The 13,991-nt window shown below is 65.9% G+C and carries 9 protein-coding genes; all 9 read left to right on the forward strand.

Annotation, left to right across the window (positions count from 1 at the left end):
* The first annotated feature begins 150 nt into the window (after nucleotides 1-150).
* The 9 genes from SOM28_RS09335 to SOM28_RS09375 all read left to right on the forward strand — a co-directional run bounded on the left by SOM28_RS09335 (nucleotide 151) and on the right by SOM28_RS09375 (nucleotide 13,882).
* Complete coding sequence (locus SOM28_RS09335) at nucleotides 151-1,989, forward strand: DEAD/DEAH box helicase (RefSeq protein ID WP_320467946.1); 1,839 nt, start codon at nucleotides 151-153, stop codon at nucleotides 1,987-1,989.
* Nucleotides 1,990-2,252: 263 nt separating this feature from the next.
* A complete protein-coding gene (locus SOM28_RS09340; RefSeq protein ID WP_320467947.1) occupies nucleotides 2,253-3,587 on the forward strand; it encodes an MFS transporter in 1,335 nt (444 codons plus the stop codon).
* Nucleotides 3,588-3,725: 138 nt separating this feature from the next.
* Complete coding sequence (locus tag SOM28_RS09345) at nucleotides 3,726-5,357, forward strand: alpha-D-glucose phosphate-specific phosphoglucomutase (RefSeq protein ID WP_320467948.1); 1,632 nt, start codon at nucleotides 3,726-3,728, stop codon at nucleotides 5,355-5,357.
* A 25-nt stretch (nucleotides 5,358-5,382) separates the two neighbouring features.
* Nucleotides 5,383-7,056 carry an alpha-amylase family glycosyl hydrolase gene (locus SOM28_RS09350; RefSeq protein ID WP_320467949.1) on the forward strand — a complete coding sequence of 558 codons (1,674 nt, stop codon included), beginning with the start codon at nucleotides 5,383-5,385 and terminating at the stop codon, nucleotides 7,054-7,056.
* 177 nt (nucleotides 7,057-7,233) lie between these two features.
* Nucleotides 7,234-9,099 (forward strand): putative bifunctional diguanylate cyclase/phosphodiesterase, encoded by a 1,866-nt coding sequence (locus SOM28_RS09355; RefSeq protein ID WP_320467950.1) that lies wholly within the window; start codon nucleotides 7,234-7,236, stop codon nucleotides 9,097-9,099.
* An 80-nt stretch (nucleotides 9,100-9,179) separates the two neighbouring features.
* Nucleotides 9,180-10,205: an alpha/beta fold hydrolase gene (locus SOM28_RS09360; RefSeq protein ID WP_414675169.1), complete on the forward strand. Its 1,026-nt coding sequence runs from the start codon at nucleotides 9,180-9,182 to the stop codon at nucleotides 10,203-10,205.
* 223 nt (nucleotides 10,206-10,428) lie between these two features.
* Nucleotides 10,429-12,294 (forward strand): glucokinase, encoded by a 1,866-nt coding sequence (locus tag SOM28_RS09365; protein WP_320467951.1) that lies wholly within the window; start codon nucleotides 10,429-10,431, stop codon nucleotides 12,292-12,294.
* Nucleotides 12,295-12,304: 10 nt separating this feature from the next.
* The gene (locus SOM28_RS09370) at nucleotides 12,305-12,685 is read left to right on the forward strand and encodes a VOC family protein (protein WP_123071361.1); all 381 of its coding nucleotides are present in this window, start codon (nucleotides 12,305-12,307) and stop codon (nucleotides 12,683-12,685) included.
* A gap of 39 nt (nucleotides 12,686-12,724) precedes the next feature.
* Nucleotides 12,725-13,882, forward strand: coding sequence for a glycerophosphodiester phosphodiesterase (locus tag SOM28_RS09375; protein WP_414675170.1), 1,158 nt, complete (start codon nucleotides 12,725-12,727; stop codon nucleotides 13,880-13,882).
* Nucleotides 13,883-13,991: the final 109 nt, after the last annotated feature.

The following is a 13,991-nucleotide window of genomic DNA, read 5'->3' on the forward strand; positions in this document are numbered from 1 at the left end:
TGCAAGGGCTTTTTGTTTTTTTCGGATTCTGTGGTTTTGGCCTCATAATCCACGCCTGTTTAGTCCATGCGTCGTCCTATTTAGCGCCTTGCGCGGGGCGACGGTGTAAACTACCGCTTTCGTTTCTACTTATTTAAGAGCAACTCCTTTATGTCTGACACCCCAATCCCATCGTTTTCCGACCTCAATCTTTCGGCACCTGTCCTGAAAGCATTGAAAGACGTCGGCTACGAAACGCCGTCGCCGATCCAGGCTGCCACCATTCCTTTGCTGCTGGAAGGGCGCGACGTGTTGGGGCAGGCCCAGACCGGGACCGGCAAGACCGCGGCCTTCGCGCTGCCGATCCTGTCGAATATCGACGTCAAGAAAACCGCGCCGCAGGCGCTGGTGCTGGCGCCGACGCGTGAACTGGCGATCCAGGTCGCCGAAGCCTTCCAGAGCTATGCCGCCCACATCAAGGGCTTCCACGTGCTGCCGATCTACGGTGGCCAGAGCTATGGCCCGCAGCTGTCGAGCCTGCGCCGCGGCGTGCACGTGGTGGTCGGCACCCCGGGCCGCGTCATCGATCACATCGAAAAAGGCTCGCTCGACCTGTCGCAGCTGACCACCCTGGTGCTGGACGAAGCCGACGAGATGCTGCGCATGGGCTTCATCGACGACGTCGAGCAGATCCTGCAGCAAACCCCGGAAGGCCGCCAGACCACGCTGTTCTCGGCGACCATGCCGCCAGCGATCAAGCGCATCGCCAAGACCTACCTGCGCGACCCGCAAGAAGTCACCGTGGCCGCCAAGACCGGCACCGCCGACAATATCAAGCAGCGCTACTGGCTGGTGGCCGGCATGCACAAGCTCGACGCGCTGACCCGCATCCTCGAAGCCGAGCCGTTCGACGGCATGATCATCTTCGCGCGCACCAAGCTGGGCACCGAAGAACTGGCGACCAAATTGCAGGCGCGCGGCTTCGCGGCCACCGCCATCAATGGCGACATGGCCCAGCAACAGCGCGAGCGCACCATCGAGCAGCTCAAGAACGGCAAGATCGACATCCTGGTGGCGACCGACGTCGCCGCGCGCGGCCTCGACGTCGAGCGCATCAGCCACGTGATCAACTACGACGTGCCGTCCGATCCGGAGAGCTACACCCACCGCATCGGCCGTACCGGCCGGGCAGGGCGCAGCGGCGACGCAATCCTGTTCATCACCCCACGCGAGCGCGGCCTGCTGAAAGCCATCGAGCGCGCCACCCGCCAGCCGGTCGCACCGCTCGAGCTGCCGACCATCAAGGTGGTCAACGAAGTGCGCATTACCCGCTTCAAGGACCAGATCCGCACCGCCCTGGCCGAAGGCGGCCTGGAAGTGTTCCGTTCGCTGATCGAAGACATCGAGCGCGACGACAATGTGCCGGCGATCGACATCGCGGCTGCGCTGGCCAAGCTGGCGCGCGGCGACGAGCCGCTGCTGCTGCAAAAGCCCGATCGCGAAGCACGTCCCGAGTTCGTGCCATCGCAACGCGAGTTCGGCGGCGGCGTGCAGGAGCGCGCACCGCGTGCACCGCGCGGCGACTGGGAAGAGCGTCCGGCGCGTCCGGCACGCGAGCCAGGCTTCAAGAAAGAGCGCGTGATGCGCGATCCCGAGCCGGGCATGGCCACCTTCCGCATCGAAGTCGGCTTCGCCCATGGCGCCAAGCCGGGCAATATCGTCGGCGCGATCGCCAACGAAGCCAATATCCCGTCCAAGCATATCGGCCGTATCGAGATCTATGACGACTACAGCACCCTCGACCTGCCGGACGATATGCCGAAGGACCTGGTCGAGCACCTGAAGACGATCTGGGTCGCGGGCCGCCAGCTCGCCATCACGCGCGACGGCGAAACGCCAGCGACCCCGCCGGCGGCCAAGAAGCCATATGCCGCCAAGGGCGTCGAACGTCGCCTGGGCGAAAAGCCGGCCGGCAAGAAGCCGCATCGCAAGGGGCCAAGCCAAGGCTGATTGCCAGACTCTGTTGTTTGACTACAAAACAAAGTCTTTACACCTGTCATCGTGGCGTCTCTACTAGAGAACGCCACGATTGACACCCAGAAATCACCATGTTATTTTGCTACAGATACGCTAGCCGGACTGTAGTCGTCTGTTTTCGTCCCTTCCGGCCTCGCACCGCATCCTGCACAAGGCACTGACGGTACGCTCAATGCGAGCGGCCGTGCAATCACACGAGAGAGCCCGCACCGTCCGGGCCAGATTGGGGACACACAATGGATATGCAATCGACCGTGGGGAAGCCACGCCTGTCGTTCTGGCAGCTGTGGAACATGAGCTTCGGTTTCTTCGGCATCCAGTTCGGTTTCGCGCTGCAAAACGCCAATACCAGCCGCATCTTCGCCACCCTCGGCGCCGATCCCGACAACCTGTCCCTGTACTGGCTGGCCGCGCCGGTCACGGGCCTGCTGGTCCAGCCCATCATCGGCTACCTGAGCGACAATACCTGGCACCCGAAATGGGGCCGCCGCCGTCCCTTCTTCTTCATCGGCGCCGTGCTGGCCGCGATCGCGCTGTTCCTGATGCCTAACTCCACCGCGCTGTGGATGGCGGTGGCCGTGCTGTGGATGCTGGACGCGGCCATCAACGTGTCGATGGAACCGTTCCGCGCCTTCGTGGGCGACAAGCTCGACCCGGCCCAGCAGACCGCGGGCTACGCGATGCAGACCTTCTTCATCGGCTGCGGCGCCGTCATCGCCTCGCTCCTGCCGACCTTCTTCGAAAGCATGGGCGTGTCCAACGCCGCCGTCGGCGGCACGATTCCGGACACCGTGCGCTACTCGTTCTACGCCGGCGGCCTGGTGTTCTTCCTGGCCGTGAGCTGGACCGTGCTGTTCGCCGACGAACTGCCGCCGCCCGACCTGGAAGCCTTCCACAAGGAGCGCAAGGCCTCGCGCGGCGTGGGCACGATGTTCGTCGAGATCCTGGGCGGCTTCGGCAAAATGCCGCGCACCATGGTGCAGCTGGCCTTCGTGCAGTTCTTCACCTGGATCGCGCTGTTTGCGATGTGGATCTATACCGGCACCGCGATCGCCGACAACGTCTACGGCACCACCGATGCCCAATCGAGCGCTTACCAGGATGCCGGCAACTGGGTCGGTATCATGTTCGCGGTGTACAGCGGCGTGTCGGCGCTGTCCGCCTTCATCCTGCCGGTATTCGCCCGCATGACCTCGCGCAAGATCGTGCATGCGACCTGCCTGGTCATCGGCGGCCTGTCGCTGGCCAGCGTGTTCCTGATCACCGACAAGCAGATGCTCATGCTGCCGATGATCGGCATCGGCATCGCCTGGGCCTCGATCCTGACCATGCCCTACGCGATCCTGGCGGGTTCCTTGCCGGCCAAGCGCATGGGTTACTTCATGGGCCTGTTTAACTTCTTCGTCGTGATCCCGCAGATCGTCAGCGGCCTGCTGCTGGGCAGCGCCACCAAGTACCTGTTCGGCGGCCATGCGGTGCTGACCCTGGTGCTGGGCGGCGGCTGCATGCTGATTGCGGCGGTGCTGACCCTGTTCGTCACCGACAAGGCGGCCCCAGTCTCGAAGGCCTGATCCAGGCGGGTTTCCCGTCCACGCGCGCCGTCATTTTCGCGGCTGTCGTATCGTAACGTTTTACTAACATATTCGCCCCGGCCAGACCCGGCCTGGGGTGACTATGTGAGCGCAAACTTACCCAGACAGGAGCACAGCATGACCATCCAGACCGTCGCGACCACCCCGTTCGCCGGGCAGCGTCCCGGCACCTCGGGCCTGCGCAAGAAGGTGTCCGAGTTCCAGCAGCCGGGCTACCTCGAGAACTTTGTCGAATCCATCTTCCTGACCCTGGGCGAGGGCAAGTGCCGGCACCTGGTGGTGGGCGGCGACGGCCGCTATTTCAATCGCGAAGCCATCCAGACCATCCTGCGCATGGCCGCCGCGCACGGCGTCGAGAAGGTGCTGTTGGGCCGCGGCGGCATCCTGTCGACGCCGGCCGTGAGCTGCGTGATCCGCAAGCATGCCTGCTACGGCGGCATCGTGCTGTCGGCCAGCCATAATCCGGGCGGTCCCGAGGGCGACTTCGGCATCAAGTACAACATCGAGAACGGCGGCCCGGCGCCGGAAAAGATCACCGACGCCATCTACGGGCATACGATGTCGCTGACCGAGTACCGCATCAGCGATGCGCCGGCCGTGGACCTCGACAAGTTGGGCACGACCCGCATCGAAAACATGACGATCGAGGTGATCGACCCGGTGGCCGACTACGCCGAGCTGATGGCGCGCCTGTTCGACTTCGATGCGATCCGCGCGCTGTTCGCGAGCGGCTTCCGGATGCGCTTCGATGCCATGCACGCGGTCTCGGGCCCCTACGCCTCGGCGGTGCTGGAAGACCTTCTCGGCGCGCCCGCCGGCACCGTGGTCAACGGCCAGCCGCTGGAAGACTTCGGCGGCGGCCATCCCGATCCGAACCCGGTCAATGCGGCCGAGCTGATCGCGGCGATGGCGGCGCCGGATGCGCCCGATTTCGGCGCCGCCTCGGACGGCGACGGCGACCGTAATATGATCGTCGGCCGCGGCATCGCCGTCACGCCGTCGGACAGCCTGGCCATCATCGCCGCCAACGCCACCGTGGCGCCGGGTTACGCGGATGGCATCACCGGCATCGCACGCTCGATGCCCACCTCGCAAGCGGCCGACCGCGTGGCCGAGGCGCTCGGCATCTCCTGCTTCGAGACGCCCACCGGCTGGAAGTACTTCGGCAACCTGATGGACGCCAACCTCGCCACCCTGTGCGGCGAGGAGAGCTACGGCACCGGCTCCATCCACATCCGCGAGAAGGATGGCCTGTGGGCGGTGCTGTTCTGGCTCAACCTGCTGGCCGTGCGCAAGCAGCCGGTCGGGGAGATCCTGCGCGCGCACTGGGCCCGCTTCGGCCGCAATTATTACTCGCGCCACGATTACGAGGCGGTCGACGCCTCGGCGGCAGCCGCCATGATGGACGCGCTGCGCGCGCGCCTGCCCGAGCTGGCGGGCCAGACGCTCGATGGCCACCACGTGGCGCAGGCCGACGACTTCGAATACGCCGATCCCGTTGACGGCTCGGTCGCAAGCCAGCAGGGCATCCGCATCATCATGAGCGACGGTTCGCGCATCGTGTTCCGCCTGTCCGGCACCGGCACCGAAGGCGCCACCGTCCGTCTCTACCTCGAACGCTTCGAGGCCGATCCGGCGCGCCATGACCTCGACACCCAGCAAGCCTTGCAGGGCCTGATCGGCGTGGCAGAGAGCGTGTCCGGCCTGCGCCAACGCACCGGCCGCAACGAACCCACCGTCATCACCTGACACCCACCCACCTACAGGAAACCGCATGAAATTACCCGTCCTTGCCGCCTCCATGTTGCTCGCCTTCGGCGCCATGTCATCTGCCACCGCGCAGATCAAGGCTCCTGCCGGAAAACCCTTCGTCTGGGAGAACGCGACCGTCTACTTCCTGCTGACGGACCGCTTCAACAACGGCAATCCGGCCAACGACAAGGCATATGGCCGCAAGGACGATGCCGCGACGATGCGTGGCTTCATGGGCGGCGACATCGCCGGCATCACGGCGAAAATCAAGGAAGGGTATTTCAAGGACCTGGGCGTGAACGCGATCTGGTTCACGCCGGTCGTCGAGCAGATCCACGGCTCGACCGACGAAGGCACCGGCAAGAGCTATGGCTTCCACGGCTACTGGGCGAAGGACTTCACCGCGCTGGATGCGGCCTTCGGCACCGAGGCCGAACTCAAGGAGCTGGTCGACACGGCGCACGCGAACGGCATCCGCATCGTGTTCGACGTGGTGATGAACCATACCGGCCCGGTGACGAAGCAGGACCCGGTGTGGCCGGCATCGTGGGTGCGCACCGGCCCGCAGTGCACCTACAAGGACGCCCGCACCACGATGGATTGCACGCTGGTGGCGAACCTGCCGGACTTCCTCACCGCTAGCCGCGCCAACGTCGAGCTGCCGCCGCACCTGGCGGCGAAATGGAAGAAGGAAGGGCGCTACGAGCGCGAAGTGAAAGAGCTGGACGACTTCTTCAAGCGCACCGGCTATCCGCGCGCGCCGCGCTACTACCTGATGAAATGGCATGCGGACTGGGTGCGCAAGTACGGCATCGACGGCTTCCGCGCCGACACCGTCAAGCATACCGAGCCTGGCCTGTGGAAGGAACTCAAGCAGGAAGCCAGCATCGCCTTCGAAGACTGGAAGCGCGCCAATCCGAAGCAGCGCCTGGGCGACGACAAATTCTGGATGGTGTCCGAGGTCTACAACTACGAAATCAAGCATGCGCGCAAGTTCGATCTGGGCGGCGGCGACTTCGTCGACTATCCTGGCGAGGGCTTCGACAGCATGATCAGCTTCAGCCTGCGCAGCGACGCCAAGCAGCCCTATGAAAAAATCTTCTCGGATTACTCGAAGATCCTGCAAGGCGAGATGAAGGGCTATTCGGTGCTGAACTACATCAGCTCGCACGACGACAGCAGCCCCTTCGATCCGCTGCGCGAGCGCCCGTTCGAATCGGCCAACAAGCTGCTGCTGGCGCCGGGCGCCGCCCAGATCTACTACGGCGACGAGACCGCGCGCATCCTGCGCGTCGAAGGCGCCGAGGGCGACGCCACCCTGCGTTCGTTCATGAACTGGGACGAGCTGAAAACGAACGCCGAACGCGGCATGCACCGCGTGGCCGACATCCGCGCGCACTGGGCGCGCCTGGGACGCTTCCGCGCCGCCCACCCGGCGGTCGGCGCCGGCGTGCACCAGATGATCAGCCATAGCCCCTACACCTTCAAGCGCACCTGGGAACGGAACGGCGTGAGCGACCGTGTGGTGGTAGCGCTCGACCTGCCGGGCGGCCAGCCGGCCACGATCCAGGTCGGTGGCGTGTTCCATGACGGCGCCACCGTGCGCGACTGGTACACCGGCAAGACCGCCGTGGTCAAGGGCGGCAAGGTGCGTTTCGATACCGCCGCCCCGGTGGCGCTGATCGCCCAGGACTGAGAATCCGCCCCATGCTTGTTGCATAAAACCTGCCGCGCGGAATTCCCATCCGCGCGACCGCTGCCTTCGACCGAAGACTGCTAAGCTGGCAACACAGTCAAGTTTTACGGAACCGCGCGCCGATAGAGCGCGCGGCCGTGGCGCGCCGCTGTGAGCCGGCGCGGAAGGGGAGCGAGCATGGGCAGCAAGGCAAAAGCGAGAATGAGCTACCGCCTGGTGCGGGGGACGGCGCGCAGGCTGGCGCCCGGGGGCGATACCCATGCCGGCCTGCACCTGCCGGAAGCCAGCGAGGTCGGCATGGCCGATTCGCCCGATCCCAAGCTCGACTACATCACGCGGCTGGCGGTGCAGGCCACCGGCGCCGACATCGGCGGCATCAGCCTGTTGTTCAAGTCGCAGGTCTGGCTGCCGTCGCACATTGGCCTGCATGCCAGCTTCTTCCCGCGTTCCGGTTCCTTCTGCGACAGCGCAGTGGCGGACGGCAACGACTGGTTCGAGGTGGAAGACGCCAGCCTCGATCCGCGCTTCGTCGACAATCCGCTGGTGGCCGGGGAGCCGCACTACCGCCACTACGCCGCCGTGCCGCTGCGGGGCGAGAGCGAACACCTGCTGGGCAATCTGTGGGTAATGGGCGCCGAGCCGCGCAAGCTCGACGTCGCCCAGGCCGCGCAACTGCGGCTGATGGGCCGCATCGTGGTCGACATGCTCGAGCTGCGCTACTGCGATCCGGTCACCGGCATGTTCAACCGCGCGGTATTCCTGCAGCACCTGCAGCGCATGCTGGTCGACCACGACGGGCAGACGGTCACGGTCGGCCTGGTCGACCTGATCGGATTCCGCCAGGTGAACGACCTGTTCCAGCGCGAGACGGGCGACCGCATCCTGCGCCTGATGGGCAAGCGCCTCGAAGGCTGGGTCGACGGCGCGCTGTTCGGCCATCTTGGCGCCGACCAGTTCGTGTTCGCGCTGCTGTCGCCGCCGCAGGATGAGCCGTCCTGGATCAAGCGGCTGTGCGCCGCCATCGATCAGCCGTTCGAGGTCGAGCCGGGCAATATGCACACGCTGCACGCGCGCATCGGCTTGCGGCGCCAGGCATTGCCGTGCGAGGAAAGCGCCGGCGGCCTGCTCGATACCGCGGATATCGCGGCATCCTCGGTCCGCCAGCACCAGGACGTGAGCGCCGTGCATGAGTACGACACGGCGCTGATGGCGCGCGCGCGCCTGCGCTACGAGCTGCGCGAGGCGATCCGCGGCGCGCTGCGCTTCGGCCACCTGGAAGTGCACTACCAGCCGCAGGTCGACGTCGCCCAGGGGCGCCTGATCGGACTGGAGGCGCTGGTGCGCTGGCGCCATCCGGTCTACGGGCTGGTAGGGCCGGCGATGTTCGTGCCGCAGGCCGAGAGCTCCGGCCGCATCTTCGAGCTCGACATGCACGTGCTCAACCTGGTCTGCAACGACCTGATGGCATGGCGCGCGCGCGGCCGCGACGTCCCGCCGGTGGCGCTCAATTTTTCTCGCGCTTCGCTGATGCATACCCAGATCTTTTCGCGCCTGGCCGACATCCTCGAGTCCACCGGCGTGCCGGGAGAACTGCTCGAATTCGAAGTCACCGAAAGCCTGCTGCTCGATTCGCCGCAACTGCTGCACCAGCGCGTGTCGGCGCTGCGCGCGCTCGGGGTGCGGGTGGCGGTCGACGACTTCGGCACCGGCTACTCGAACCTCGATGCGCTCAACAGCTTTCCCTTCGACCGCCTCAAGGCCGACCGCCGCTTCGTGCACGGCGTGGCGAGCGATGCCCGCACCGCCGGCGTGTTTGCCCTGATCCAGGGCATCGCCGCCGTGTTCGACGCCGAGCTGCTGTGCGAAGGACTGGAGGACGAGGCCGACCTGTCGTGGCTGGCCGAGCGCGGCGTGCACTGCGTGCAGGGCTGGTACTTCAGCCGCGCGCAGCCGGCGCAGGCGATCGAGCGGGTGCTGCAGCGCTTCCAGCAGGCGCAGGCGGCGCCCTTGTCGGTGCCGGAGATGCGCGCATTATTGGCCTGACGATGGCGTGAAAATCACGGTATCGAAGCGCCCGTAAACTGGGATAGACTGGAAGTTCCGTCAACTTTGCACAGATTGCCATGCCAGTCTTTACACGTATTGCCCGTGCCGTCGCGGGAATGGGTCTCGCCTTCGCGCTGCTGCCGGTCCAGGCCCTCGCGCAGTCCACCACGGAGCCGAGCTACGGTCCCGAACTGGAAGAGTTCAAGTACCCCGAACCGACGCAGCAATACCGCTTCAAGTCCCAGGGCGTCGACCTGCAGATGACCTATATGGACGTCAAGCCGGCCAAGCCGAACGGCCGCACCGCGGTGCTCATGCACGGCAAGAACTTCTGCGGCGCGACCTGGGACGGCACCACCAAGGCCCTGACCCAGGCCGGCTACCGTGTCGTGGTGCCCGACCAGATCGGCTTCTGCAAATCGACCAAGCCGCAGCACTACCAGTACAGCTTCCAGCAACTGGCCGACAACACCCGCAAGCTGCTCGAATCGATCGGCGTGAAGAAGGCGATCGTCATCGGCCACTCGACCGGCGGCATGCTGGCCACGCGCTATGCGCTGATGTATCCGGAAGCCACCGACCAGCTGGTGATGATCAACCCGATCGGCCTGGAGGACTGGAAAAATCTCGGCGTGCCGTCGCTGAGCGTGGACAAATGGTATGAGCGCGAGCTGAAGACCTCGGCCGAGCGCCTGCGCGAATACTCGCGCACCACCTATTACAACGGCCAGTGGAAGCCGGAGTACGAGGTGCCGGTGCAGATGCTGGTCGGTATGTACCGCGGCAAGGGCAAGGAAATCGTGGCCTGGAATTCGGCGCTGATCTACGACATGATCTATACGCAGCCGGTGGTCTACGAGTTCCCGCTGATTAAAGTGCCGACTTTCCTGTTGATGGGCCTGAAGGATACGACGGCGATCGGCAAGGACGCGGCGCCGGCCGAGATCCGGCCGAAGCTCGGCAACTACACGGTGCTGGCGCAGAAGACGAAGGAGGCGATTCCGGGCTCGAAGCTGGTGACCTTCCCGGACATGGGGCATGCGCCGCAGATGCAGGAACCGGTGAAGTTCCACAAGGCGCTGGTGGAGGGGCTGGTGCGCTGATTGTGGTGTACTGCGCGCTTGCGGCTGCGTTGCGTTAACTTGGGTGCCCGCCTTCGCGGGCACGACGTGCGTGCGTAGCGGACTGCGGTAACTGCGGTGGCCCACACCGTCAGAACGTCGTACCCGCGCAGGCGGGTACCCAAGTTTGCAAGCGCACCCGCACCCTTCGCAGCACCCACGAACCCCCATTCTCTTGCATTTACTTCAATGGTATCCTTACACGATGACCGTTGATCCAGACACCAAACTGAAGCCCGCGCGCGCCGCCTTTGCCGACGGTCCGCGCCTGCTGGCCGACATCGGCGCCACCCATGCGCGCTTCGGTCTCGAGACCGCGCCCGGGGTCCTCTCCCAAGTCAGCGTGCTGCGCTGCGACGACTACGACGGCATCGTCCCGCTGCTGCACGCCTACCTGGCCGATCATCCGAACCAGCGCATCAGCCACGCGGCCTTCGCGCTGGCCAATCCGATCAGCGGCGATTTGATCCGCATGACCAATCGCGACTGGCAGTTCTCGACCGACGAGGTGCGCCGCGCGCTGGGCCTGTCGACGCTCCTGATCGTGAACGACTTCACCGCGCTGGCGATGGCGCTGCCCGGCTTCCAGCCGAAGGACTTGCTGCAGGTCGGCGGCGGGCAAGCGCAGACGCATGCGGTGTCGGGCGTGCTCGGTCCCGGCACGGGCCTGGGCGTATCGGGCGTGATCCCGACCATCGACGGTTTCGTGACCCTGGGCAGCGAGGGCGGCCACGTTAACTTCGCGCCGAGCGACGAGCGCGAATTCGCGATCCTGCAATATGCCTGGCGCGAATGGAAGCACGTCTCGAACGAGCGCCTGATCTCCGGCCCCGGCATCGAACTGATCTACCGCGCGCTGGCGCAACGCAACAGCATCGATGCGCCTGCGCGCAGCACCGCCGACATCATGAGCGGCGCGCTGGACGCCGGCGACGCCCTGTGCCTGGAAGTGCTGGAAACCTTCGCCGGCATGCTGGGCAGCGCCGCCGCCAACCTGGCGGTGACGCTGGGCGCCTTCGGCGGCATCTTCATCGGTGGGGGCATCGTGCCGCGCATGGGAGAGTGGTTCGCCGGTTCGCCGTTCCGGGCCCGCTTCGAGGCCAAGGGGCGCTTTACCGACTACATCGCGCAGATCCCTACCTTCGTCATCATGACCCCGAACCCGGCCCTGTACGGCGTGTCGGCGATCCTGTCCGAACACCTGCGCGGACGCAGCGGCGCCAACACGCTGATGGACCGGGTGCAGCAGCTGCGCCACGAACTGTCGCCGGCCGAGCAGCGCGTGGCCAGCCTGGTGGTCGACCATCCGCGCAAGGTGCTGTCCGAACCGATCGCCGAGATCGCGCGCCTGGCGGACGTGAGCCAGCCGACCGTGATCCGCTTCTGCCGCTCGCTGGGCTTCCAGGGCCTGGCCGACTTCAAGCTCAAGTTCGCCGGCAGCCTGACCGGCACCATCCCGGTGCGCCACAGCCAGGTGCGGGTCACCGACAGCACCCATGATTTGTCGGCCAAGGTAATCGATAACACGGTGTCGGCGATCCTGAAGTTCCGCGACGCGCTCGACGTACATGCGATCGACCGCGCGATCGAGCTGCTGCGGCGCGCGCGCCGGGTCGAGTTCTACGCGATGGGCAATTCGCGCGCGGTGGCGCTGGACGGCCAGCACAAGTTCTTCCGCTTTCGCATCCCGGCCGCGCTGTACGGCGATTCGCACCTGCTCAACCTGGCCGCCGGCCTGCTGGGACCGGGCGACGTGGTGATCGCGATCTCCACCGGCGGCCAGCTGCCCGACCTGCTGGAGGCGGTCGACACTGCACGCGCGCAGGGCGCCGACGTCATCGCCATCACCAGCAGCAAGTCGCCGCTGGCCAAGAAGGCCAGCGTGTGCCTGGCGGTCGACCACAGCGAGGACAGCACCACCTTCCTGTCGATGATCTCGCGCATCCTGCAGCTGCTGCTGATCGACATCATGTCGGTCGGGATCTCGCTGGGGGCGCAAGGGGAGGGGAGCCAGGGTAGCCAGAACGACATCGAACAGCGCCGGTTGCTGATCTCGCACCTGGATATCTAGAAGGGCCCACATGATTCATCACCTGTCGCTCGGCGTGCGGAATCTGCATGCCAGCATGCGTTTCTACGACGGCATCCTTGGCGCGCTGGGTTTCAGGCGCGTGTTCGAGGACGACGAGGCGATCGGCTATGGCCTGGAGGATGACGAGGATATCCTGTGCCTGAAGCAGCGCGATGACGCCGCGGCGCCTGGGCCGGGGTTTCACCTCGCGTTCGCGGCGCCGACGCGGGCGGCCGTGGATGCCTTCCACGCGGCCGGGTTGCGTGCGGGCGGCGCGGATAACGGCGCTCCGGGACTGCGGCCCGACTACGGCCCGCATTACTACGCGGCCTTCCTGGTCGATCCGGACGGCCATCGGGTCGAAGCGGTGGTCAAGGGGCCGGCGGCCTGAACGCCGGCTGTCACACCGGTGTCACGGTCAACCCCGACAATGAACGCCAAGCCTGATCATCGGAGGTGGCCCGTGCCGCATCTTGCCCGTTCACTTTCCTTGCGCATCGCCGGCGCGGCATTCGTCGCGCTGCTGGCGGCCGGCTGCGCCAGCCATGACCTGAAAAATCCGGGCCCGGCCTGGCCCACTTCTCCCAGCGTCATCGCCCATCGCGGCGCCTCGGCCCTGCGTCCCGAGCACACGCTGGCCGCCTACCGCAAGGCGATCGAGGACGGCGCCGACAGCATCGAGCCCGACCTGGTCGCGACCCGCGACGGCGTACTGGTGGCGCGCCACGAGAACGAGATCTCGGGCACTACCAACGTCGCCGAACTGGCGCAGTTCGCCGCGCGCAAGGCCAGCAAGACCATTGACGGCGCGGTGGTCAGCGGCTGGTTCACCGAAGACTTCACCCTCGCCGAACTCAAGCTGCTGCGCGCCCGCGAGCGCATTCCCGCCAACCGGCCGGCCAATGTGAAATACGACGGCCAGTACGCCATCCCGACACTGCAGGAGATCATCGACCTGGTCGACAGCGAGAGCCGCGCGCGCAACAAGACCATCGGCCTGGTCCCGGAGCTGAAGCACCCGAGCTATTTCAAGTCGATCGGCCTGCCGCTCGAGCGGCGCGTGGTGGAGGTGCTGGCGGCGAACGGCTACCGCGGCCGCGATGCGGCCGTGTTCATCCAGTCTTTCGAAACCGGCAACCTGAAGGAGCTGCGCGCGATGGCCGGCTACCGCCTGGTGCAGCTGGTCAGTCCGAGCGGCGCGCCCCACGATGCGATCGAAGCCGGCAGCGGCCTGACCTATGCCGACATGATCACGCCGGAAGGACTGCGCGCGATCGCGGGCTATGCCGACGTGGTGGCGCCGTACAAGACCATCGTCATCCCGCGCGATGCGGGAGGCGCGCTGGGCGTGCCGACCCGCTTCGTCCAGGATGCGCGCGCCGCCGGATTGGCAATCCATGTGTGGACCATGCGGCCCGAGAACCCGTTCCTGCCAACGGGCTTGCGCGCCGCACCCATCGCCTCGCCCAGCCAGCGCGGCGACGCGGCGGGCGAGATCCGCGCCTACCTTGAAGCCGGCGTGGACGCGGTATTCACCGACGATCCGGCGACCGGACGCACGGCGATAGATGCCGTAAGGAAACATTAATTCGTGTCGCTCAGGCTTGAGACGGTACATCGTATTGACGACCGCTTAGCCCTCCGCGTAAAAGCGTCTACGCCACGCAACGCTGGCGGCGGAAACAGTAGTTTCCACT

The sequence above is a fragment of the Massilia sp. CFBP9026 genome (assembly GCF_034045165.1).
GTDB classification, from domain to species: domain Bacteria; phylum Pseudomonadota; class Gammaproteobacteria; order Burkholderiales; family Burkholderiaceae_D; genus Telluria; species Telluria arenae.